Source organism: Microbacterium sp. Y-01, assembly GCF_003856715.1.
Taxonomy (GTDB): domain Bacteria; phylum Actinomycetota; class Actinomycetes; order Actinomycetales; family Microbacteriaceae; genus Microbacterium; species Microbacterium algeriense.
The window spans coordinates 2,732,346-2,755,317 of the sequence record NZ_CP024170.1; the positions used below are offsets into that span (position 1 = coordinate 2,732,346).

Genomic DNA, 22,972 nt, shown 5'->3' on the forward strand with positions numbered 1-22,972 from the left:
GCCCCTGCTCACCCCGCTGTCCCGGCGTCCGACTCGGCGCGCCCGAGAGCCCTCGCCTCGGCGATGCGCTCCGCCCACACCCGGCGGCGGCGGCGCATGTCCAGCCGCACCAGGACGACGGTGACCGCGACGATCAGGACGACGGCCGACTGCGGCCACGGGAACACCCACGCGGTGACCTCCGCAGTGGCCGGCTCGAGCACCGGCTCCCCGCCCTGCAGCGCCGTCGGATGCACCGCGACCCGCGCGGTGAGCGGGCCGAGCGGCCAGACGTCCTGCACCTCGCTGCGGATGGTGCGCTCGTCGCCCGCGAACATCTCGGTGAGTTCCGGGGAACCGGTCTCTCCGGGATCGTCGCCGCCCGGCGACACCGAGACCACCCGATCCTTGACACCGAGCGCCACGTTGCCCTCGTTCCGGAGCGTGTACTCCACCGACACCTGCCCCGGCGCGAACGGGTTCCACGAGTACTCGTACCTCACGATGACGTCGTCGACGGCCAGCGCCGGTGTCAGATCGCCCGTCACCCGGGTCAGCACGCGGAAGCCGACTCTCCCCTCGACGCCGACCCCCTGCGGGTCTCCCGCGGCGGGCCTCGCCAGGACGGTGGCGGCGATGCCCGCGGGGTGGTCTCCGGGCGCCGCGCCCTCCGGCACGCTGATCGTGAAGGCCACGACCTCGGTCTCCCCTGGCTGCACGTCCACGGTGTCCTGCACGGCGATCCAGGTGCCGGCGTCGACGGACGTCGATGAGGACGGCAGCATGGTGAAGCGGCCGGTGTCGGTGAAATAGCCGTCGGCCGCCTTGAGCGCGAACGTCACCGGGTCGCTGCCGAGGTTGGTCACGGCGAGATGCTCCGTCTTCGAGGCTCCGGGGTCGAGCACGTTCTCGACCCACCGCCGGCCGTCCGGCCCCTCCTCGTCGGCGGGGACGGCCGCCCAGGAGACGGTCGGCTCCGATCCCTCCGCGTGGGCCGGCAGCGTGGAGAGGGCGGCGTCGACGGTGGTCAGGCTGAACGCGACGGCGATCAGGGCGAGGGCCGCGCGGCGGAGGATCACTCGAACAGCGAGAGAGTGAGGACGGAGGTGTACTCTCCCGGAGACACCGCGGCATCCGTCTTGAGGAACAGTTCCGCTTCGGCCGTCCACCGGCCTTCCGTGGCGACCTCCGCGGAGTCGGCTGTCATGGCCAGCAGCTCCTCGTCGATGAGTCCGACGTCATTGCCGGGCAGGGTCTCTTCGTCGAGCTCGGTCATCACCTCGTCTCCGACCGCGACCAGTCCAGAGGCACCGCCGTCGACCAGCGACGGACGCCACCCGAGGTGTCCGGCGGTGATGCCGGGCTGCCCGGCGCTGCCGACGAAGTCGCTGGCCGTGCCGAGCACGTACCAGTACGCGCCATCCGGGATCTCGGCCGACGTCCGCGTGTCCGTGACCGTGACGCGGGGAAGACTCCCCACGAACTGTCTGGTCAGGGCTGTGGAGCCCGACTCCGTGAGCGCCGCCGTGGTGCCGGCGATGCTCATCGCCAGGACGCCCGGCTGCTCGACCGGCGCGATGTCGACGGTGACGTAGACGTCGCCTTCTCCCTGTTCCTCCGCGGCGGTCGCGGTGAGCGCTCCGCCACCGACGGCGAGCACGGCGGCGCCCAGCACCGCCGCCGCGATCCGGAGCGGCGCCGATCGGCGCGGGGACGAGTATGTGTGCATCTTCGTTCTCCTTCTTCCAGGGGCGGGTCAGCAGGTGCTCTGCGAGTAGGCGACCTCGCTGCGATTCGTCGTGGCGACGCCGTCGATGGTCGCCGTGCGCGTGACGGCGACGGAACCGGCGGGGATCGTCCGCGCGCGCGTCGTGAAAGCGTGGAAGACGTTGCCTCCCGGTTTCACCGCGGTGAAGGTCCTGGCACCGTACGCCGTGGTGATCGTGATGTCGGTCGGCACGGCCTCCAGGTTGGTGGCGGTGACGGCGAGCACCGCACGCGGACCGGTGCACCGCACGTCGACGGACGTCGTCACCGCCGGCGCCTGCCAGTCGCCGAGGTCCTGCGTCGTGCCTGACGCGGCGAGCGCAGGCCGCACGATGCGGTCCTGCCCGTTCACCCGCACGCGGATCGGCCGGGAATCCGGAGCGCGATCGGCCACGACCTGGAAGGAGGTGACCTTCCCGTCCGCCCACTCCGCGCTGACCTCGTACCCGCCGCGGGCTCGCAGGCCGGCGAACGCCCCGGCCGGCCACGCGGTCGGCAGCGCCGGCAGCAGGTGGATGAATCCCTCGTGGCTCTGCAGCACGAACTCCGCCACGGCGCCCACGATGCCGAGGTTGCCGTCGATCTGGAACGGCGGATGCGTGGCGTACAGGTTGGACAGGGTGTTGTACCGCAACAGGCCGCGGAGCATCGAGCGCGCGCGATCACCGTCGCCGAGCCGCGCGAACAGCGCAGCCCGCCACGGCCAGGTCCAGGAACGGCGGCTGTCGCCGATGACGCTCGACTCGGTGAACGGCACGCCCGGTTGCTCGTTGCAGCGTGCCTTCAGCGACACGAGCGCGGCGGCCTGGAGCTCCGGGGTCGCCGACGTGATCTGCCGACCCGGGTACACGCCGAAGAGATGCGAGGTGTGCCGATGGGTGTCCGCGGGATCATCCCGGTCGGTCTGCCATTCCTGCAGCTGCCCCCAGCTGCCGATCCTGTTCGGTGCCAGCCGCGCTTGCAGATCCGCGACCGTGGCACGCTCGTCGGCATCGACACCGAGGGCCTCGGCGCAGTCGAGGTAGTTCTGGAACAGGTCCCACACGATCTGCTGATCGTGCATCACGCCGTCCTCACGCGGCCCGTGTTCCGGTGACCAGCCCAGCGGCGAGACAAGGGTCCCATCGGGCAGTGCCTTCAGCCGGTCCTGCCAGAACTCGCAGATCTCCTTGATGAGGGGATACGCGAGATCGCGAAGATAGGACAGGTCCTGCGTGAAGGCCCAGTGCTCGTAGAGGTGCTGGGCGTACCACGCGCTCGAGACGGTGTTCCACTCCCAGGCGTTGCCGCCGAAGATGCTCTGCGACGTGCGCGCCGTCCATCCTCGGACGTTCTGCCCGAACGCGTTGCGCGTCGCCACGCGGCTGGGGACGGCGACCTGCCGGATGAACTCGGCGAGGGCTTCATGCGTCTCGGAGAGGTTCATGGTCTCGGCGCCCCAGTAGTTCATCTGGACGTTGATGTTCGTGTGGTAGTCGGACGCCCAGGCCGGCGTGTTGCTGTCGTTCCAGAGCCCCTGCAGATTGGCCGGGAGGCCTCCGGGCCTCGAGGAGCTGGCCAGCAGGTATCGGCCGTATCCGACGAGCGCCTGCTCCAGGCTCGGGTCGTCGCCCCCGCCGGCGTATCGCGTGAGACGCTGGTCGACCGGCAGCTCGAGCACGGCGGGCTCGGACTCTCCCCAGGTGATCGAGGCGCGGTCCATGACCTCCGCGAATCGCTCGATATGGGCGGCGCGAATGTCGGCGTAGGGCACGGCGGCCGCGGCGGTCAGGCTCGCGTCGATGCCGCGCTGGGGATCCTCGCCGCGCCAGCCGTCCGCCGCGCTGAGCCGGTAGTCCGTGCGCGCGTCGAGCAGCAGCGTCATCCGGCTGGCACGGGCGACGCGCAGCGCCGCTCCGCTCGCGGTGACGGTGCCGTCGGTGTCGGCGATCCGCAGGGTGGCCGCGTAGCCGAGCCGGTTCGCCATCTCCCCCGCGAATCCGAGGCGAGCGGCCGCGGCATCCGCTGTCGTCACCGCCCCCTGCGCCGAGGTCAGCGAGACGACCGCGGTGAACCCGTCCGGATCGTCCGTCTCGTAACGGAAAGCCAGCACATCGGGGTCACGGACGGCCAGCGCCTCGCGTGTCATGGTTCCGCCGGTCGTGGAGTGACGGCTCTCGTGAACGCCGGTCCGGGGATCGAGCGACCGACGGTAGTCCGCGACCGGCGCGGCCGCGGCGAGCGAGATCCCGGCGAGGGCGATCTCGGCGATCTGGAAGTGACTCACCCCGGCCTTGGGGACGAAATCGAGACGGTAGAAGAGGTAGGCGGTGGTGTTCGCGAAGGTGTACGTCTTGGTCATGCCCCGCTGCTCGAACGGCGCACTCGTGCGCGCGTCGAGAGGAGTCCACGCCGCGCCGTCGTTCGATCCCGACAGCGTCCACTGCTGCGGGTCGCGCTCTGGCACATCGTTCGCGCTGGTGAGACTGTACGACGCGGTCGCCTGGGGCGTCGCCAGTTCCGCCTGCCAGATGACGTGCGATGGCGGTCCGATGATGCACCACTTGGTCGTGGTCCTGCCGTCGTACGTCTGTGCGACGGTCTCGCCGGAACTCGAGTCCTGATAAGGCCCTCCCGGAGCGGTGACCCTGGTGACCGCTCCGAGGGCGACCCGCACCGCACCGAAATCGCGATACGAGCCGAACCCGGTGATGCTCGTGTCGTACGCGCTGTCCGGCTGACCGGCGAGCGCGTTGTCGTAGTCGTTGAGGCCGCCCCAGAGGCTGTTCTCGTTGAACTGGATGAGCTCTTCCGTGGTTCCGGCGAACATCATCGCCCCCAGGCGGCCGTTGCCGATGGGCAGCGCCTGCGATTCCCAGGCGGTGGCCGGCGCCGTGTAGCGGAGCGATCCGGCGGGAAGCGCATCCCCCGGTCCTGCGGCGGTGAGTGCCTCGCTTCCGGCGCCCATGACGGCGGCTGCTGCCGGCGACGGCGCGATCATCCCGGGAAGGAAGGGGACGACGGCCGCCATCCCTCCGAGCTGCAGCACCGTGCGTCGGGTGATGGCCCGGTGGCCGTGTCCGCTGCCGATCGGCTCAGCCACAGCGCATCTCCTCGAACGGGGTGCGGAGATCGGCGGTCACCTCGTGCCCGTCGACCACGGCTGTGACGCGAGCACCGGCGGTACCGGCAGGCAGCGTCTTCGCGCGGACGGCGAAGCTGTGGAAGGCGCTCGCGCCCGGTCGGACCGCCGCGAACGACTTCGCTCCGTAGTCCGTCGTCATCTCGACCTTCACCGGCACGTCCTCCCCGTTCCGGACCGTCACCGCGAGGTACGCCTTGCCGGCCACGCACCTGCCGACCGCGCTGACGGTGGCGTCGAGCGCGGGCGCCGGCCGGACGTCGACCGCGAGCTCCGCGACCGCCGTCCACCGGTTGCCCGCCTGCTCGCTCAGCGCCCGCAGCGTGAGATACCGACCCTTCACCGGGTGCGCGAAGGCGAGGGTCTGGGTCGCGGTTCCCGCGGCCGCCTGGCCCTTCAGCACCGGCGTCGCGCCGGCGCCGGGAGCGGCAGGGGAATCGCTCACGAACACCTCGTAGTCCTTGATCCGACCGTTCTGGTTGTCCTGACGCGGGGTGTAGGAGAGCGAGCAGACCATCTGGGAGGCACCCAGATCGACCACGATCTCGTGCGGGAGCGGAGCGTTGGTCTGCGACCAGTCCGTCCCCCAGAAGGTGGACGGGTTCCCGTCGATCGCGTTCGCCCCCGGTGTGTTCTCCAGCCTGCTCTCGGCGCTGTCGACCGAGACGACAGCGGTGGGAGCCTGCGGCTGCGCTCCGCAGGTCGCAGTGACGGTCGTCTTCGCCGACACCGTGTGGGTGTCTCCGCCGAGGGCGTCAACGACACTCCCCGTCACGGCGATCTCGGCGGGCCCGAACGCCCCCGCCGGTGCCTGCACGGTCACCCGCGTCTTCGACTGCCCCCGCGGGATGCTGGTGGTGGCCGGGGTGACCGTCCAGCCGTCCGGCGCTGTGACGGCGATGTCGGTGGCTTCGGTGGCCCTGTGCGCCGTGATGACCATCTCGGCTGTGGCACCGGCCGCCACCGTCGCGGGCCCGGTGATGCCCAGCGCCGCGGGGCTGTCGACCATCCCTCGGTACAGCGCCAGCCCGTGCGCCGGCACCTCCACCGTGATCGCCGACTCCGCTCGGGACTCCTCCCCGCTGAACACCTCGGTCAGATCCACCGTCCCCGCATCGAAGCCCGCCTCGCTCAGGGGAACCGTGACCGACGCGGGCGCGCTGCCGGTGTTCAGGATGCCCACCGCTCGCGAACCGTCCACGAGCGGCCTCGTCAGCACCTGGATCCCGGCGGAGTCCCGCACCCGCACAGCGGCGGATCCGAGCGGGTCCTGGTCGATGGCGAGCACGCGCGGGTTCGTCAGCAGAGCGGTCACCTCGGCCGACGCGCTGCGCACGTCGTTCCCGGCGACGAGGGGTGCGGCCATCAGCGCCCAGAGCCCCAGATGCGCTTTCGTCTCGTCGGGAGACAGGCCGGTGCCCGACGTGTTCCCGACCTCGAGCATGTCGGGATCGTTCCAGTGCCCTGGGCCTGCGGCCGCCGCGTGTCCGACCGTCTTCCCGTAGTTGAACAGCACGCTGTTCCAGGAGTTGGAGATGTCGGTGGACGTCCGCCAGAGGTGGCCGACGGAACCGGCCCACTGGGGGAAGTCCAGAGCGGAGCAGCAGGCCGACAGGCTGTACACGATCGGCCTGCCGGTCGCTTCGAGCGCCTCCGACATCCGGGTGAAGAGCTTCTGCGCGAGCTGCTTCTCCGTCAGCCCCGGGTTCTCCGCCCACATCTTCGGAGATTCCGTCGTGCTCGTCTGGCACCAGTCGTATTTGAGATAGTCGACGCCCCACGACGCGAAAGTCTGCGCGTCCTGCGCTTCATGCCCGTAGCTTCCCGGTCGCTTCTGGCATGTGCCCTCCGTCGGCGATTCGTAGACGCCGAACTTGAGGCCCTTCGAGTGCACGTAGTCCCCGAGCGCCTTCATACCGCTGGGGAAGCGGGTGGGGTCCGCCTGGAGGCTGCCGTCTGCGGCGCGGGTGGGGGCCATCCAGCAGTCGTCCACGGTGATGTACTCGTACCCGGCCGCCTTCATGCCGTTCGATGCGATCGCGTCGACGATGCTGCGGACGATGCTCTCGTCGATCGAGCAGCCGAAGACGTTCCATCTGTTCCAGCCCATCGGCGGCGTGAGAGCCAGAGTCGATCCGGTGCTGTCGGTGAACTCGGCCAGGGTCAGTGTCTGCGCTCTGGTCGAGGCGAGACCGCCCGTCGTGTCGCCTTGCTGATCCCAGCTCCGAGCGGGGACCGTCTCGGCCTTTCCTGCGCCCAGGCCGAGCACGAGGCCGCTGAACCTGTTCACGAGACGCACCGTGTCGGTCTTCTCTCCGGTCGACGCCGACCTGCTCGGAATGACGAACCACTGCTGGCCGACGCCCGCCTCAGCGGGGTCGGTGAGGGTGAGGGGCGTGCGCCAGGCGCGGTCGGCGGTGCGGGTACCGTCCACGCCGAGGAGCGTTCCGGCCTGACTGGCGATCGTGTAAGCGCCGTCCCCGGTCGCGGCGAACGTCCAGGCGCCGGACGCCGCGTCCGCCTCGGTCGCGCTGCTCGCCATCCCTCCCCCGTCCGCGACGGTGAGCCTCTGGTCGCCGCTGCCGATGGAGTAGGTCTTGGAGGTGTCGAGGACGGCGGCCGGCTCGTCGGCGTCGATCGTCACGTTGACGTACTGAGCCGAGGAGCCGTCCATGCACCCGAACGAACAGTAGGAGCGGAAGGACTTGCCGACGATGGCCGAGCTCCACTTGTTCGCCGGGTCGACGAACCAGCGGTACCACGACGCCGAGGTGTAGTCCGCTCCGGTGTCGCCGAGCTTGAACCACTTCTGGGTGGCGAGGTTGTCGGTCGCGTAGAACTCCTGCGGCGCCTTGCCGGACTGATCGGGGTGCTGGGGCTCGCCGATGTACAGCCCGAGGTGCGCGTTGTACGTGACGTCCATCACGAACAGCGGCGAGGTGGGCGGCATCTGCCCGGTGCTCACCTGCTGCTGCGCCGTACCCGGGGTGTTCGGGTCGTACTCGTCGTCGGGGGCGGTGTATCCGGTCGGACTGGAGTCCGTGACCGGAGTCATGTTGCTCTCCTTGCCGCCGATGCCCGGCTGCGTCCAGGCGCCGTCGTACCATTTCTGCCACGAGCCCGTGGCCATCTTCTCCGCGATCGGAGCACGGGCGACGTGCTGGTGGAACGCGACCCAGCTGCCGCCCTTGTTCACGACTCGGGACCCGTAGAACGCGTAGAAGTATCCCGAGGCGTAGTCGACGTACAGTCGGGGATCGCCGTCCCCGTAGTAGTACGTCTGCTGCGGGAATGCCGCGGTGTCACCGCGCGCCGTGCTGTAGGGCGACGTGATCGCGTGCCCGGGGATGGACCAGGTCTTCCCCTGATCGGTCGAGACGGCGAAGTCGATCGAGTCGTAGTGCAGGCCGTCGCCGAACGGCTGGGGGGTGAACTCGTTGTGCACGAGGCCGTACCAGTCCCCGGTGTCGGGATCGACCCACATCTGGGTGAGATCGCAGTAGTTCGCCTGGCTGTAGGAGGTCGATCCCTGCGCCACCGTCGCCTCGACCCCGGTCGGGCTTCCGTCGCAGAACGCGGTGGTGTCGGGGTTGGTGCCGGTATCGCTGATCGTCGCGTCGCGGACGGCGTCGTCCAGGTGGGTGCCGGTGAAGAAGCTCCATGCCCGCGAGGACGTCTTGCCGTACAGGGCGTGCGCCTGCTGGAAGCGGAAGGTGCCGTCTCTGTCGATGAACGTGCTCGCCGAGGTGTCGTCCGGGTACTTCCAGTCCGTCGTGTTGACCGAATCGACCTTCACCGAGAACGGCGATGCCGGCTCCGGCGGGGTCGTGTCCTCGTCGGTCGTGTAGACGACGATCTCCGACGCGGAGGCGTTGTTCGAACCGTTCACGGCATCGACGACGCGGAACTGCACGTAGCGGGCGGAGACCGGCTCGTCGAAGGTGACGAACTGGACCTCCGTGTTGCTCGTCGGCTGGTGGAAGGTCGCCGCTCCCGCCGGCGCCCAGGCGGAGGACGTGCCGTCCTTCGCCACGTCCGCGTCATTCGTGGTGAACACCTTCACGTTCGCCGCAGGACCGTTGCCCTGCACCTTCACCGAGTACCCGACTCCGGTCAGAGCGTGGGTCGCTCCGACGTCGAACGTGAGGAAGTGCGGCATCGGATCGGGGCTTCCGCCGTTGTACTTCGACGCCCATTGCGTGGCGTAGTCCCCGTCGAACGCTCCGGCGGCCGTGCCGTCGAGGGACGGGGGCGCGGGGTAGGGCGGCGATTCCGAGTCGACGTCGAGCAGGACGTAGTGGGAGTTCGCGATGGGTGTCCCCGACGGTGCTTCGGTCGCCGCATCGGCGGGACCGGCGACGGTGAACGACGCGGCCACCAGGGCGAGGAGCACGCCGGCCGCAAGGGCGGATCGGGATCGTGAGGATTCGGTGCGAGCAGCGGGAAGGGACATCGATTTCCTACCTCCGTCAGTGAGGTCATACATCCGAGGTCTGCACGCTAGCACGGCGATGTTTGCGCTGACAATAGCCGATATCACTGGAATATCGCGCGATTAACCCGACGTGCTGACGCGATGGATGCCCCTCGAGACGGCGTCGTCGTCGAGCGAATCCTGGTGGACGAAGACGTGAGGGCGCTCAGCGCCGCGGGATCGTCGATCCGCGGATGACGAGCCGCACCGGAAGGTGATGCGCGCCCTCGCCGACGTCGATGCCGTCGATCGCATCGAACACGCGCAGCGCCGCCTGACGTCCGAGCTGTTGCAGATTGGCGTCGATGCTGGTGAGCTCCGGCCGCGCGTTGGTGGCCAGGACCTCCCAGTTGTCGTAGCCGATCACGGCCAGATCATCGGGCACGCCGCGCCCCAGGTCTCGGGCCGAATCGAGGACTCCCCGCGCGATCTGATCAGACCCGCAGAAGATCGCGTCGATGTCGGGATGCCGCTGCAGCAGCATCGCCGCCGCGTCCCTCCCCCAGTGCTCCGACCACTCCGCGAACATCGGCTCGCCGACCAGCTCGAGCCCTGCCTCGCCGAGCGCCGCCCTCGCACCGGCGAGCCGGTCCTGCGCGGCCGCGTACGTGGGATCACCCGAGATGTGTGCGATCCGACGCCTGCCGCACGCGAGCAGATGCTCGATGGCGAGACGCCCGCCCGCGTAGTTGTCGGGCGTGAGAGAGAGATCGCGGTCATCGTCCGACGGGGCGTACGCATAGACGACGGGCACCGGGATGTCCTGTCCCAGCGAGGGACGCGGGTCCGTCTGGCGACCCACGACGATGATGCCGTCGACGCGACGACTCAGCAGCTCCCGCAGGTGATGCTGCTCCCGGATCGCATCGCCGCGCGCGTCACACAGGAACACGTTGATGCGGCCGGCGCCGAACGCATCTTCAGCGCCCATGAGGATCGGGATCATGAAGCGACCCTCGAGGTCGCTCGTGAGAAGGCCCACCGTGCCGGTCCGACCGGCGAGCAGGCCGCGGGCCATCGCGTTGGGGGTGAACGAGAGCTCCTGGGCGACCGCCTGCACCCTCGCCCGGGTCTTCGCCGACACGTCTCCGCGGTCGTTGAGCGCTTTCGACGCCGTCGAGATCGACACGCCTGCGCGCGCGGCGACATCGCCCAGCGTCGCCGCTCGTGATCCGCTCGTGTCGCTCATCGCACTCCTCGTTGCTGAAAGGTTATCGGAACCGGGGTTGACGACCTCGTCGAAGCCACGCTATACCTTTCCGAAAGGCTTTTCGACAATTTCGGAACGCCGGATCGTTCTCCACCCTGCACCGTTGCAGAGCCATCGCACAAGCTCGACGTCGAGCCCAGAGGAGCCATCACCATGAACACCACCCGAATCCGCCGCGCACGGCGAGCCGGGGCCGCGATGATCGCGGCCGGCCTGCTCGTCGGCGGCCTGGCCGCCTGCGCCCCCTCGGCCGGCGACAGCGAATCCGACGCGCCGATCCCCGCCGAAGGGACGGACGACGGCACGACGCTGACGCTGTGGACACGGGCACCCATCGAGCGCCAGGCCAAGCTGCTCGTCGATGCGTACAACGCCAGCCACGAGAACCAGGTCGAGCTGACCGTCGTCCCCAACGACGACTACGTCGCGAAGGTAGGCGCGGCGGCGGGCTCGGGAGGTCTTCCCGACCTGTTCGCGGCGGACATCGTCTACGTCCCGAACTGGGCCGAGCAGGGGCTCTTCCAGGACATGTCCGAACAGATCGACGGTCTCGACTTCAAGGACGAGATCAACCCCGGCCACCTCGCCGCCGGGACGGTCGACGGCGCCGAGTATGTGCTCCCCTTCGCCCTCGACCTGTCGATGCTGTTCTGGAACAAGGAGCTGTTCGCCGAGGCAGGGCTCGATCCCGAGAAGGCCCCCGCGACGCTCGAGGAGTTCGCCGAAGCGGCGATGGCTGTGCAGGCCCTGGACAAGCCGGACACCTACGGCACGGCGACCGGCCTCAACTGCGGCGGATGCCTGGTGTTCACATGGTTCCCGTCGATCTGGGCGTCCGGCGACGAGGTCATGAACGAGGACGGCACGGAGTCGCTGCTCGACAGCGACTCGGCGCAGGCGGTCTACGACACCTGGGCCGGCCTGGAAGAGGCGGGTGCCGTGCTCCCGAGCTCGACGGACGAGGCCGGCCCGACCTGGACCGCGGCCTTCAGCGAGGGCAAGGTCGGGGTCATGCCGTTCCCCGCGACGCTGCTGCCGTCGCTCGAGTTCGACGCGGGTGTCGCCGGTATCCCCGGTGTCGACGGCGGCGCCTCGACCTTCGTCGGCGGCGACGGCATCGGGATCTCGAAGGACTCGAAGAAGTCCGCCCAGGCATGGAACTTCCTGAACTGGATGATGTCCGAAGACGCGCAGGTCGAGGTGCTCGCGAAAGACGGAAACGCGGTCTCCCGCGGCGATCTCGCCGACAACGAGTATGCCGCCGCGGACCCGCGCCTGGTCACCATCAACGAGGTCGCCGCTCAGGGCGACACTCCGGTCGCGCTCAACTTCCAGCAGGCGTTCAACGCGCCCGGAAGCCCGTGGCTGACGCTCGTGCGCAACGCGGTGCTGAACGGTGAGGACTCCGTGCCTGCCGACAACGATGAGATCACGGCGGTCCTGTCGCAGTGACCACGCCTCTCGTGAGACCCGGGCGCGGGACGACTCCCGCGCCCGGGCCCGCGCGCTCCCGCACGAAACGATCGAAAGAGGACGAGATGACTTCCACCGCTCCCCCGGTGCGCCGCCGGCGTCCGCGCACCGGCTTCGGCGGTCCCCTCCAGGGATGGCTCTACGCCGCCCCGACGGCGATCTTCGTCACTCTGCTGTTCCTCGTCCCGCTGGTCCTGGTCTTCCAGATGTCGGCATCCGACTGGCCGTTGCTGAGCGGCAACCGCGGCATCAACTTCCCCGAGAACTACGCGGATGCCGTGAACCACCGGCTCTTCTGGGACTCCATCCGGTTCACTCTGCTCTACACCGTCATCACGACCGTGATCCTGATCGGCCTCGGGCTGGGACTCGCGCTCCTCGTTCAGGAGTCCACGCGCTGGAAGGGCTTCCTGCGCACGGCGTTCCTCATCCCGAGTGCGCTGGGCCTGGCCTCCGCGTCGCTGCTCTTCTACGTGCTGTATTCGCCGATCGCCGGCCCCTTCGCCGAACTCATGAAGTCCTGGGGCATCACCTTCCTCGGCACCCCCGAGGGCGCCCTGTGGTCGACGATCTTCCTGATCGTCTGGCGCTTCGCGGGGTTCTACATGCTGCTCATGCTCGTCGGCCTGCAGGGCATCCCGGATGATGTCTACGAAGCCGCCCGCATCGACGGGGCGAGCCGCTGGCAGACGTTCCGCTCGATCACGGTTCCGCTGCTCAAGCCGACCTTCGCCCTGACGACGGTGATGTGCGTGACGGGTTCCCTGCTGGCCTTCGAGCAGTTCTACATCCTCACCAAGGGCGGGCCGGACAACAGCACCATGACCGTCGTGCAGCTCATCTACAACGTCGCCTTCCAGGGTCAGAACAGTCTCGGCATCGCCGGCGCCCTCTCGGTGATCGTGCTGCTCGCGCTCATCGTCATCAACGTCTTCCAACTGCGCGCGTTCCGCCGCACCGACGAGAGCTGAACCATGACTCAGACCCTCACGCGCACGATCGTGGCGCCGAATCATCAGCCCACCGCTCCGCGCTATCGCTCGAAGGCGAGACGTGTCGTCCTCGGCGTCCCCTACTGGGTGTTCACGACCGCGCTCGCGGTCATCTTCCTCTATCCGCTCATCTGGACGGGCGTCTCCTCCGTCAGCCCGATGGCGGGCACCAGCCAGACCGACGGCTGGGGATTCGGCAATTACGCCGCTCTCGGCGAATATCAGGCGGGCATCTGGGTGTACCTCGGGAATTCGCTGTTCGTCTCGGTGCTCACGGTCGTGCTCACCCTGTTCATCTCGCTGCTCGGCGGCTACGCCTTCGCACGCTTCTCATTCCCCGGCAAGAACGCCCTGTTCCTGCTGACCCTCGCGATCCTCATGGTGCCCTACGCGACGCTGCTGATCCCGCTCTACGTGATCCTGAACGCGGTCGGGCTGCAGAACTCACTCGTCGGCGTCGCCCTCGTGATCACGATGTTCCAACTCCCGTTCTCGATGTTCATGATGCGGATCTCGTTCGAGTCGATTCCGAAGGAGATGGATGAGGCCGCGATGGTGGACGGATGCTCCAGCTGGGGCGCGCTGTGGCGGGTGCTGCTGCCCGCCGTGAAGCCGGGGCTCGTCACGGTCGGGCTGTTCGCGTTCCTCACCGCATGGAACGACTTCATGGCCCCGCTGATCCTCATCAACGACACCAACCGCATGACGCTGCCCCTCGCGGTCGCGAACCTCCGCGGCCAAGTGCAGGGCGTCGTCGACTACGGCGCGACCGAGGCGGGGGTCGTCGTCCTTGCGCTCCCCTGCATCCTGCTCTTCCTGATCCTGCAACGACACTACGTGCGCGGCTTCATGTCCGGCGCCTTCAAGGGATGACCATGTACGACACCACTGCGCCGGCTTCTCCGGTGGTCCCTCTCCGCGGGCGTCTGCGCCCCCTCGGCCTCGACGAGGTGCGCATCACGGGAGGTTTCTGGGCGGACCGTCAAGCCGTCAACGGCTCGGCGACGCTCGCCCACATCGAGTCGCGCCTCGAATCCGAGGGCTGGCTGCCCAACTTCGATCTCGCGGTCGTCGGCGCCCTCCCAGACGGACGCCGCGGCCGCGAGTTCTCCGACTCCGAGGTCTACAAGTTCCTCGAGGCCCTGGCGTGGGAGATCGGACGCACGGACGCGGCGGCGGACCACGAACTCGAGCGACGGTTCCGTGCGGTGGTCGCCCGCGTCGCCGCCGCACAGGAGCCCGATGGCTACCTGAACACGATGTTCGGACGCCCCGGGCAGGAGGCGCGGTGGACGCAGCTGCAGTGGGGACACGAGCTCTACTGCCTCGGACACTTGTTCCAGGCCGCCGTCGCCCGCGTGCGCACGCGGCCCGACGCAGACGACGGCCTCATCGACATCGCGCGCCGCGCCGCCGACCTCGTGTGCGACGAGTTCGGCGCGGACGGGCGCGACGCGATCTGCGGTCACGCCGAGGTCGAGGCGGGTCTCCTGGAGCTCGGTCGTGCGCTGGGTGAGCAGCGATACGTCGATCAGGCGGCGCTGTTCGTCGAGCGGCACGGCCGCGGATCCCTCGGCGAGATCGAGTGGGGCCGCGCGTACTTCCAGGACGACGTCCCCGTCCGCGACGCCGAGGCGCTGCGCGGTCACGCCGTGCGGGCGAACTATCTGTCGGCGGCGGCGGCGGACGTGGCCACGGACCTCGACGACTCCGCGCTGCTCGAGGCCCTGCGTCGACAGTGGGACCGGACCGTCGAACGACGCACGTACGTGACCGGAGGGCAGGGCTCGCACCATCAGGACGAGGCGTTCGGTGAGGACTGGGAGCTTCCGCCCGACCGCGCCTACTCCGAGACCTGCGCCGGGATCGGGTCGATCATGTTCTCCTGGCGTCTTCTGCTCGCGACCGGCGAGGGGCGATACGCCGACCTGATCGAGCGGACCCTGTTCAACGTCGTGGCCACCTCGCCGGGCGACGACGGCCGCTCGTTCTTCTACGCCAACACGCTGCACCAGCGCACGCCCGGCACTCCTGCGGATCCGGACGCGACATCGCCGCGCGCGTCGTCGTCGCTGCGCGCGCCGTGGTTCGAGGTGTCGTGCTGCCCGCCGAACGTGGCACGAACCTTCGCGAGCCTCGCCGCCTATGTCGCGACGGCAGACGACGAAGGCGTGCAGCTGCACCAATATGCGCCGTCGTCCGTGCGGACCCGGCTGGCAGACGGCACCGTCGTCGCGCTCGACGTCTCGACCGGCTACCCCGCGGACGGGCGGGTGCGGATCACGGTGCAGGAGGATGCGCGGTTCACGCTGACCCTCCGCGTACCCGGCTGGGCCGAAGGTGCGCTGGTGCGGGTCCTGTCGGGCGACGGGGAATCCTCCGAGCCCGCGCGCCCTGGGGCGGTGTCCGTGCGGCGGTGGTACCGAGCCGGGGACGTCGTGGAACTCGCGCTGCCGATCGTCCCCCGCGTCACTTCACCTCATCCGATGGTGGATGCCGTCCGCGGCAGCGTCGCGATCGAGCGCGGACCCGAGGTGCTGGCGCTGGAATCCATCGATCTGGGGGCGGATGTCGGTGAGGCCGTCGCCGCCGGCGACCCGATCGACCGGGACGGCGCGGTCGTTCTGCCGGTCCGCAGTCGGTCGACCGGTGAGGTCGTCGAGGCGCCGCTCGTGGCGTACCACGACTGGGCACGACGCGGACCCTCGACCATGCGGGTGTGGATCCCGACCGTCTAGCGCAGAACCGACGAGGGAAGGTCTCCCTCCGCCGAGCTCGAAGGATCCAAAGAACACAGCTGTGCGTGCACTGACGCTCTCAGGACGAGACAGACATCCGAGGGGATGCCGTAATCACTTGATACACCTTGCAGTCGCATGTTCGAAGGGAGCCTATCCGCACGGACAGCTCCAGAAATCGACGCAAAGAAGTTTCGATGATCCGTAGAACGCGAACTCGTCTCGCACTGAGCGCGGTGGTCTTATTGGTGGGTGTTGCGCTCACCCCTGCGGCCGCGCAGGCCGCAGAGGCCGCGGAGGCATCCACGATCACGACGTTCGGCTTTGTCCCTACCGATAGTGCCGGCGCAGCCAAACTGGCTGACGTCGAGGCGCAACGAACGGAGGTGGAATCCTATGAGGCCGCAGGCGAGCCTGCGGCCACACGCCGCAACTCCGGCGAGATGTCGGATGCCACGCCCCAGGACAGTTCAATCAGGGCCGCATCGAACGCGGCATACCGCATCGTTTCAACCTGGACGGACAACATCGCGAAATCGACGGTCGCTCGGGCGGGCAACGGGACGACGTGGGGTCTGACAAAGGTTCAGAACAAGCACCACGTCAATCTCAACATGATCCAGAAGATGGCGGTAAAAGTGGTCGTCGAGAACACCCGGATGAGCGACAACAAGCAGAAGGGCCTCATCACCGCCTACTGCATGGGCGTGACGGTCTGCCCGCAGTGGGTCGTCAATGTGGCCGGATGATTGGGGTTTGCACATGACAACGCAGAAGTCGGATGGGCAGCGCTACCGAGCGGCGGTCCGTGAGGCGTGGGACGAAGGGCGCGGGACGCTCGTCGTTCCGGCCGGGTTCGAGCTGTCGCGCCTCGATGCCGATCGGGGCGTCCTGACGGCGGAGATCATCGACGCCGCCGGAACGCGGTTCGGTGCGCGCGTGACGCTTCCTCCACCCGCCACGCGCGACGGGAGAGGGCAGGATGGCGAGACCACGCCGGCACACTGGGCGCTGTGGACGTTCCTCGTGCCCCTCATGGAAGAACTGGAGACGGACGCCGTGGGCCGGATCTCGCCCGGCACGGACGGTGTGAGGTGGATCACGATGGAGAGGTCCGAGGAGTGATCGAGGGCAGAATGTGACCAAGCCCCCGCCTGCGCTCTCGATGTCGAGTGCAGACGGGGGCTTGAATCGTTCGACGCCGCCGCAGCCTAGGGCCGCGGCCGTGTTGTCAGAAGTCCCAGTTCTCGTCGGGAAGGACGTAATCTTGCGGTCTCTGCGTCTCCGCAGACCGTCCGTGCCACCTGCGTGCCACTCATACCGAAAAGGCTGTTGCACCCGCCGAAACGAGCCGTGACACAGGACAAATTGTACTCGTCCCAGCTGGCATCTGCACGAGTCTGTCGTGGATCTATCGCCGCTTCGGGAGGAAGGGCGGGCGCTGCACGTCGGGATCTCCGGCGGCGAGGCCTTCGACGGTGACCTCGTATCCGACGAGGTCCTGGCTCGGCCACGGTTCCCGGCTGAACAGCGAACGCACGGCGGCCAGGCGCTGTTCGAACTCGGCTCGGTTGTCAGCGCGGATCTCGAGCGTGTTGGTCTCGTCGGTGGCCCCGATGGGCCTGATCGTGAAGAGCGACTTCGTGATGCTCGATGCATCCGCCCCACTGCCGATCACCTCGTGTTCGATGTCGTGTTCTGCCAACGCCGCAGCGACACGTTCACGCACCTGCTGTTCGGCGGCGCCTTCGCCCGTTGCTTCGTCGACGGTCATCGTCTCGAACAGCACGAGAGTGCTGCCGCGCCTGCCGCCGATCGGACGTGCCTCGTATCCGAGGCCGCTCGCAACATCGAGCATCTCATCCACGTCATCGAGCGCGACCCGCACGCTGAGGAAGATCGTCGCCATGCCTTCAGGGTAGTTGCGGTCGCCGTGGCGGTGTCAGTATCTTCCGCTCCAGTACAGCGGCATGCGCCGTTCGTGGGCGATCGCGACAATCTTCAAGGCTTCGTCGGTGACGTAGTAGACGATGCGGTAGTGCGAGCGAGGCACCTTGGCGTGACGGAAGACACGGCCGGCCGGTGCGGCCGGGATGATCTCGGCCGACTCCGGCCATTCAAGGAGACGGTCGATGACCCGGTCGACGTCGGTGCGGAACCTCGCGCCGCGGTGCAGGCCACCCTGGTCGTACCACTGGATCGCATCGTCCAGTTCACGAACGGCATCAGGGTGGAACCCGACACGAAGCGTCAAGCGCTTCTCTCGGCCGCACGGGCGTCGAGGTAGGCGTTGGCCTCCTCACGGGATAGCACCGCGACCGTCCCGTTCTCCAGCTCATCGGCCCTTCGTGTGGCGACGGTTGCCCAAGCTTCATCGATGACCGCCTGGTCGGGGGCATCGACGTCGTAGAGCACGTCGGCGACCCGCGAGCGCTCCTCGGGCGTGAGCGCCATCGCAGCCTGGATCACCTCAGTCACCGTCATGCCCCGATTCTACCGTGGCGCCGTCCAGATCAGCGAGGTCTACCCGGTCATGAGGATGGGAGGAGTCCTCGGCGCCGCCTGGGGTGGTCGTCTCGTACCTCTGGATCGATAGATGCGAGGAGTGGTCATGGCTTCGGAGTTGGATCGCAAGGCATCGACGGTGGCCGGCGGCATGTCGCTGCGGGTCGAGAAGGCAGGCGCGACACCCGATGAGGCAAGCGGGGCCCGGATGCAGTTCTCATATGAGGTGCGAGCCGGCGACCGGGTCTACCGGGGCGCCGATCTGTATGCGGGCGGGATGGATGTGCCGGCGTCGCGGATGGTCGGGGTACTGGCGGGGTTCCTCTCTGATGCCGGCGAGAGATACCGGTCGGGAATGTGCCCGCCCGATGACGCCTACCCGGAGTGGGTGTATGAGCAGGCGTATCTGAACGAGGACGAGCTGGCGATGGCGTCGTTCGAGCTCGAAGAACCGGAGGTGTTCACCGGGCGGTCCGGTGAGGAGGAAGGGCCGTGGGCGTCGGTGGTGTTCCTGCAGGGCGAAGACGCGGACGCCGCGCTCTCGATTCTGGAGGAGCGGGGCCCGGAGGCAGCGATCGCGCATCTGGCGCAGTGGGACTTCGGAGACGAGACCGAGCAGGCGGCCGCCGCAAACGGTCACGTCTACGCCACGCCGCCGGCCGGGACATGGGATAGAGAATTCCGCAGCGGCCCGTATCACCTGGCGTGGAATCATTCGCTGGGACACGTGGGCCTGACCCGCAGTATCGCTCACGCGGCCGAGGCGGCGGCGCCGTCGGAGCGTGTCCGGCAGCTCGGGCCGGCGTCGCCGACTGTTGCGACCGGGGTCACCGGTCGCAACATCGCCGCCCGCGCGGAGCCACTGAGCAGATGACCGCGTACGGATAGGGACATACTGAGGCTGAGGTGCCAGGGGGCGTCGCAGAAATGCGGCGCCCCTCTGGTGCGTCACGATCAACGCATGGCACGCAGAACGGCGGTTCAGCCAGCCGGGCGGCCGGTGTCTTCTGCCGGCCAGGGCCGCAATCTCAGCACGATCCGGGAGCGGGCGCAGGCTCACGGGTACACGGTGAGCGACCGGGGACGTGTCTCGGCGGCGATCCTCGCCACGTACGACGCCGCGCCCTGACCGGGAACGCTCACCGTCCGATCCCCTCTCGCGTGACCTCGGGAGTGGCCGAAGGCGCACCAGGCTGGCGGAGGCTGGTGAGGAAGCCATCGATGCGTTCGTGATCGAGGCGCTGCTGGGTTGCATCTGGTTTCGCCCCGAGCGGGATCCGGTCGGTGATGCCGTAGCGGTCCCGGTAGGCGACGACCATGCGCACCACCATGTCCCACGGCTCTCTCGCTGCTGAACCGGGACGAGGCTGGGGGCCGAGGGTCTTGATCCAGGGAGGCTTCTCGGTGAGGGCGTCGTCCGCGAGGGCTTGGGCGCGCTGCTCAATGAGTGCTCGTAGTTCGGTCAGCGCGCGGGTCATGTCCTCGGGCATGGCGCCGACTGCTTCGGGGATGAAACCGGCGATGAATCGGCGCCGTGTTCCTCGTCCGCGTCCAGGGCTGGTGCGCATGACGAGCTGTTGCACGCGGTGGCGCAGCAGGCTCGCAGGATCGTCGGCATCGGTGAGTGGTCCGGCTTTGAGTGCCCGGTCTATCAGCCGGTCTGGCTGGTGCCCGATAGCCTCCGCGCGACGCAGGGTGGCGACGATGGACCCGAACGTCTCCGACTCCGTCAGCTCATCGACGAGGTTCTGGTCAAGGCCCGCACGAACAAGGAGTTCCGTGATGTGCTCGGTCTGCGCTTCTTGCGCGATGGTCTCGTACTGATCGGCGAGGTGCGCGATCGATGCCCACGCTTGCTGCTCGGCTTCGATGGTCTCGTGCGCGGATTTCTCCGCGCCCTCATGCTGCAGCACTCCGTAGAGGATCGAGCGGGCGGTGGGCTCGGTGTCGGGGAGCTGGTGTTCTTCCAGGTGGGCTTGGTCAGTGGCGACGTAGGCGGTGTTCGAGGCCCTGCCGCGGGTCATCGCGACATAGAGGTTCTCCCGCGTCATTGATGAGGAGTGCACGATCGCGTGCGCGGTGTCCACGGTTGCGCCCTGGGCTCGGTGGGCGGTGACCGCGTAGCCGAGATCGACATGCTCGGCCACATATGCGGCGGGCAGGAGGATGGTGGCGCGGCTGCGGGAGTCCGCGCGGCGCACGGTGAGGGCTCCGTCGTCGTGATGGGTGGTGATGTGCCAGCGGTCGCCGTTCTTGACCCACGACCCGCCCCGGGTGCTCAACCGGCGGTCGTTCTTGCGGGTGATGATCACGTCTCCGGTGCCGGCGAGGGTGCCGTCGGCCAGCCGCACCCCGTCGGCGGTGACATGTCCGTCCAGGACGCGGTCGGTGCGGGCGCGGGTGTTCAGCTCGGCGACGGTCTCGGTGGTCTCGGCGATCAGCAAACTGTTCTTGCCCGCCGCGACATCCGCGACCCAGGCTTGGTAGGCGGAGTCGAGGATGTCGTCGTGGTCGCCGCCGATGATGCGGTCGTGGTCGTCGTAGGTGTCGATCACCTCCGTGTTCCCGAGGCGCAGCCGGAGGGATGCGGTTTTCTCCCAGTCGGCGTGGAAGCGGCGCACATCCACCAGCTCGGGGGCGTCGCCGCGGTCGCGGACCAGGAGCCCGAACGCGCCGCCCGCGTCCACGGCGGTGAGCTGGGCCCAGTCGCCGACCAGCACGACTTTCGCGCCCGCGTCGGCAGCGTGCGTGGCGAGGCGTTCGAGGCCGAGTGTGCCGGCGAGGGAGGCTTCGTCGACGAGGACCAGTTGCCCGGCGGTGAGGTTCCACCGGCCGCGGTCGTGCTCGTGCAGCCACTTCGCGGTGTTGTCCGTGTCGATCCCGAGATCCTCCGAAAGCACCTCGGCGGCAGCGGCCGAGGGCGCCAACCCGATCACGCTGCCCGGTCCGTGGGTCTTCTCCCACGCCCGCCGCAGGGCCCCGAGTGTGGTGGTCTTCCCGGTCCCGGCCGGCCCGACCAGCACATCGACGGTGCGGCCGGAGACGGCGATCTTCTCCACCGCGGTCTGCTGCTCGACCGACAACCGCACCCCACGCCGACCCGGCCGGGCGACGACACCGCCGACGACCCGCAACGGCACCGCCGGAGCAGTGCCCGCCCGGCACAGGGCGAGCAACCTCTCTTCTGCGTCGAGGATGCGGGTCGAGGAGAACACCTCGTGGTGCCTGGGCCGGAACACGCTCGACCCGTCGGCCCTGGTGAACTCGGCCGGGGATGTGACGAGCTCGGGTGGGGTCAGGGTGAGGGAGGCGTGCTGGGCGGCATCGACGATCATCCCGATCACCGCCTCACGGTCGGTGGTGGACGCGAACCGCAGCCCCATCGTCTGCCGGGACGCCTCGGCATGCAGGTTCCACCGCCGCCACGTCGACCGTCTCACCCCGACCTGCTCCACCACCGCCTGCCCGATCACCGCGATCTGCTGAAACGGCAGATCGTCGGCGCGCAGCACCACCTGACCGTGCCCGGCGCGGATCAGATGGGTCGCCCAGGTCGTCGCGTCCTCACCCAACGTCCGCGACGCGCGCTCTCGCCACTGCGCCGTCAGGTCCGCCAGCGACCGCACCTCCTTGCCCGGGCGGGTGCTCAAGGTGGCCTGCTGCCGCAACCGGATCACCATCGTATCCGACGGCTGACGGCCATACTTCGCCACATACTCAGCAATCAGCCGGTCCTTCTCGGCCTCGATCGCCGCCGCCCGGGACGAGAACTCCTCCACCAGGCGTTCGGTGACGCCGGTGATCTCCCACGCCGGGTTCCGGTTCTTCCCCCGGTCTCGTTCGTCCCAGCCGACGCCCAGGGCGCGGGTGAGGCGGTCGGCGAGGATCGCGTTGTAATGCTCCGACAAGGCGACGACCGCAGCGTGCATCGGGCGGCCGTCCAGGGTGCGCCACTTCCCGTCCGCGGCCTGCACCCGGTTCGCGATCACCACATGCGTATGCAACTGCGGGTCCCCCGCACGGGAGTCGAAGTGGTCGAACGCCGTCGCCACCACCCCGCGCACCTCGACCTGCGCGACACCATTCGTGCCGGTCCGTGTCGCGGCGACGTCACGCTCGATCAGCTCCAGCACCTCACCGATCGCCGCGTGATGGGCCTGCGCGATGAGCGCCTGCGTGCCGCCGTCGGCGACCGCCCACAGCACTGACACCGACTTCGGCACCGAGAACGTGTAATCGAACCCCGCGACCACTCTTGGTGTCTTCCGTGCCCGCTCCTCCAACCGGATCGCCTCGACCCGCGCCTTACGCTCATCGACCGGAAGCCCCTCCGGGAGCGCCATCAACCGTGTCCGGATCCGCTCCGCCAGCGGACGGAAGGCGAAGTAGGACCGCCCCAACGGCTCACCCGTGACCGGGTCCTGCCCGGCCCCGAGCAGACGCCGCAACTGCTCCTCCGCCACCACCGCCTGCGCCTCAAGGCTCCCGTCCCCCAGTCCCGGCAATCCGCTCCCGAGCCAGAATCCGGGAGGCGTGCCCGCCTCCGCGTAGTACCGGGTCAGAGACACAGCGAGGTCCCGGTCTCCGTCCGAGGCCGCGATGCTCTTGAGCAGGTACTTGTAGCCCTCTCCCGCGCTGAGCACTCGCATCGACACCGTCACACAGCACAGGTGCGCACCCTTACACCCTCTGCCGCGGGGGCTTGTGTGTCGA

17 protein-coding genes are annotated in these 22,972 nt (G+C 68.7%); 8 read left to right on the plus strand and 9 right to left on the minus strand.

Annotated features, from left to right (window positions below; translation table 11 throughout):
• Positions 1–8: 8 nt before the first annotated feature.
• From CSX12_RS13015 to CSX12_RS13035, 5 genes are all read right to left on the minus strand, one after another.
• Entirely contained in the window at positions 9–1,058 is a 1,050-nt protein-coding gene (locus CSX12_RS13015; protein WP_206427087.1) for a hypothetical protein, read from the minus strand.
• A complete protein-coding gene (locus tag CSX12_RS13020; protein WP_124896064.1) occupies positions 1,055–1,708 on the minus strand; it encodes a hypothetical protein in 654 nt (217 codons plus the stop codon). Before CSX12_RS13020 ends, CSX12_RS13015 begins: the two co-directional genes overlap by 4 nt.
• Positions 1,709–1,735: 27 nt before the next feature.
• Positions 1,736–4,828 carry a glycoside hydrolase N-terminal domain-containing protein gene (locus tag CSX12_RS13025; protein ID WP_206427088.1) on the minus strand — a complete coding sequence of 1,031 codons (3,093 nt, stop codon included), beginning with the start codon at positions 4,826–4,828 and terminating at the stop codon, positions 1,736–1,738.
• The gene (locus CSX12_RS13030) at positions 4,821–9,320 is read right to left on the minus strand and encodes a discoidin domain-containing protein (protein ID WP_164479583.1); all 4,500 of its coding nucleotides are present in this window, start codon (positions 9,318–9,320) and stop codon (positions 4,821–4,823) included. Before CSX12_RS13030 ends, CSX12_RS13025 begins: the two co-directional genes overlap by 8 nt.
• A 187-nt stretch (positions 9,321–9,507) precedes the next feature.
• Positions 9,508–10,530 (minus strand): LacI family DNA-binding transcriptional regulator, encoded by a 1,023-nt coding sequence (locus tag CSX12_RS13035; RefSeq protein ID WP_124896066.1) that lies wholly within the window; start codon positions 10,528–10,530, stop codon positions 9,508–9,510.
• Positions 10,531–10,704: 174 nt separating this feature from the next.
• Between CSX12_RS13035 and CSX12_RS13040 the strand changes: the two genes are divergently transcribed.
• The 6 genes from CSX12_RS13040 (at position 10,705) to CSX12_RS13065 (ending at position 16,879) form a co-directional block, all read left to right on the plus strand.
• Entirely contained in the window at positions 10,705–12,003 is a 1,299-nt protein-coding gene (locus tag CSX12_RS13040; RefSeq protein ID WP_124896067.1) for a sugar ABC transporter substrate-binding protein, read from the plus strand.
• Between the two features lie 86 nt (positions 12,004–12,089).
• Positions 12,090–12,995, plus strand: a complete 906-nt coding sequence (locus CSX12_RS13045; RefSeq protein ID WP_124896068.1) for a sugar ABC transporter permease — start codon at positions 12,090–12,092, stop codon at positions 12,993–12,995.
• 3 nt (positions 12,996–12,998) lie between these two features.
• Positions 12,999–13,889 (plus strand): carbohydrate ABC transporter permease, encoded by an 891-nt coding sequence (locus CSX12_RS13050; RefSeq protein WP_124896069.1) that lies wholly within the window; start codon positions 12,999–13,001, stop codon positions 13,887–13,889.
• 2 nt (positions 13,890–13,891) lie between these two features.
• Positions 13,892–15,754, plus strand: coding sequence for a beta-L-arabinofuranosidase domain-containing protein (locus CSX12_RS13055; protein ID WP_241160461.1), 1,863 nt, complete (start codon positions 13,892–13,894; stop codon positions 15,752–15,754).
• Between the two features lie 197 nt (positions 15,755–15,951).
• The gene (locus CSX12_RS13060) at positions 15,952–16,503 is read left to right on the plus strand and encodes a hypothetical protein (RefSeq protein ID WP_124896071.1); all 552 of its coding nucleotides are present in this window, start codon (positions 15,952–15,954) and stop codon (positions 16,501–16,503) included.
• A 13-nt stretch (positions 16,504–16,516) separates the two neighbouring features.
• A complete protein-coding gene (locus CSX12_RS13065) occupies positions 16,517–16,879 on the plus strand; it encodes a hypothetical protein (RefSeq protein WP_017202652.1) in 363 nt (120 codons plus the stop codon).
• 286 nt (positions 16,880–17,165) lie between these two features.
• Here the strand turns inward: CSX12_RS13065 and CSX12_RS13070 are convergent, their stop codons facing one another.
• From CSX12_RS13070 to CSX12_RS13080, 3 genes are read right to left on the minus strand one after another with little or no spacing between them, the layout of a single operon-like run.
• Positions 17,166–17,663, minus strand: coding sequence for a hypothetical protein (locus CSX12_RS13070; protein ID WP_124896072.1), 498 nt, complete (start codon positions 17,661–17,663; stop codon positions 17,166–17,168).
• 33 nt (positions 17,664–17,696) lie between these two features.
• Positions 17,697–18,008 (minus strand): type II toxin-antitoxin system RelE/ParE family toxin, encoded by a 312-nt coding sequence (locus CSX12_RS13075; RefSeq protein ID WP_124896073.1) that lies wholly within the window; start codon positions 18,006–18,008, stop codon positions 17,697–17,699.
• Positions 18,005–18,238: an addiction module protein gene (locus tag CSX12_RS13080; RefSeq protein ID WP_124896074.1), complete on the minus strand. Its 234-nt coding sequence runs from the start codon at positions 18,236–18,238 to the stop codon at positions 18,005–18,007. The genes CSX12_RS13075 and CSX12_RS13080 overlap by 4 nt, the downstream gene beginning before the upstream one ends.
• A gap of 127 nt (positions 18,239–18,365) precedes the next feature.
• On the opposite strand from CSX12_RS13080, the gene CSX12_RS13085 reads away from it, so the two are divergent.
• Together CSX12_RS13085 and CSX12_RS13090 are read left to right on the plus strand one after the other, a co-directional pair.
• Positions 18,366–19,133, plus strand: a complete 768-nt coding sequence (locus CSX12_RS13085) for a hypothetical protein (protein WP_124896075.1) — start codon at positions 18,366–18,368, stop codon at positions 19,131–19,133.
• 69 nt (positions 19,134–19,202) lie between these two features.
• A complete protein-coding gene (locus CSX12_RS13090; protein WP_277425098.1) occupies positions 19,203–19,388 on the plus strand; it encodes a histone-like nucleoid-structuring protein Lsr2 in 186 nt (61 codons plus the stop codon).
• Positions 19,389–19,398: 10 nt separating this feature from the next.
• On the opposite strand, the gene mobF is transcribed toward CSX12_RS13090, so the two are convergent.
• Complete coding sequence (gene mobF, locus CSX12_RS13095) at positions 19,399–22,908, minus strand: MobF family relaxase (RefSeq protein ID WP_124896908.1); 3,510 nt, start codon at positions 22,906–22,908, stop codon at positions 19,399–19,401.
• Positions 22,909–22,972: the final 64 nt, after the last annotated feature.

Coding starts and splice junctions, on each gene's coding strand:
- CSX12_RS13020 (WP_124896064.1), bottom strand. CDS start 1,708: ATGCACACATACTCGTCCCCGCGCCGATCGGCGCCGCTCCGGATCGCG.
- CSX12_RS13050 (WP_124896069.1), top strand. CDS start 12,999: ATGACTCAGACCCTCACGCGCACGATCGTGGCGCCGAATCATCAGCCC.
- CSX12_RS13040 (WP_124896067.1), top strand. CDS start 10,705: ATGAACACCACCCGAATCCGCCGCGCACGGCGAGCCGGGGCCGCGATG.
- CSX12_RS13045 (WP_124896068.1), top strand. CDS start 12,090: ATGACTTCCACCGCTCCCCCGGTGCGCCGCCGGCGTCCGCGCACCGGC.
- CSX12_RS13085 (WP_124896075.1), top strand. CDS start 18,366: ATGGCTTCGGAGTTGGATCGCAAGGCATCGACGGTGGCCGGCGGCATG.
- CSX12_RS13060 (WP_124896071.1), top strand. CDS start 15,952: ATGATCCGTAGAACGCGAACTCGTCTCGCACTGAGCGCGGTGGTCTTA.
- CSX12_RS13030 (WP_164479583.1), bottom strand. CDS start 9,320: ATGTCCCTTCCCGCTGCTCGCACCGAATCCTCACGATCCCGATCCGCC.
- CSX12_RS13035 (WP_124896066.1), bottom strand. CDS start 10,530: ATGAGCGACACGAGCGGATCACGAGCGGCGACGCTGGGCGATGTCGCC.
- CSX12_RS13070 (WP_124896072.1), bottom strand. CDS start 17,663: ATGGCGACGATCTTCCTCAGCGTGCGGGTCGCGCTCGATGACGTGGAT.
- CSX12_RS13065 (WP_017202652.1), top strand. CDS start 16,517: ATGACAACGCAGAAGTCGGATGGGCAGCGCTACCGAGCGGCGGTCCGT.
- CSX12_RS13080 (WP_124896074.1), bottom strand. CDS start 18,238: ATGACGGTGACTGAGGTGATCCAGGCTGCGATGGCGCTCACGCCCGAG.
- mobF (WP_124896908.1), bottom strand. CDS start 22,908: ATGCGAGTGCTCAGCGCGGGAGAGGGCTACAAGTACCTGCTCAAGAGC.
- CSX12_RS13055 (WP_241160461.1), top strand. CDS start 13,892: ATGTACGACACCACTGCGCCGGCTTCTCCGGTGGTCCCTCTCCGCGGG.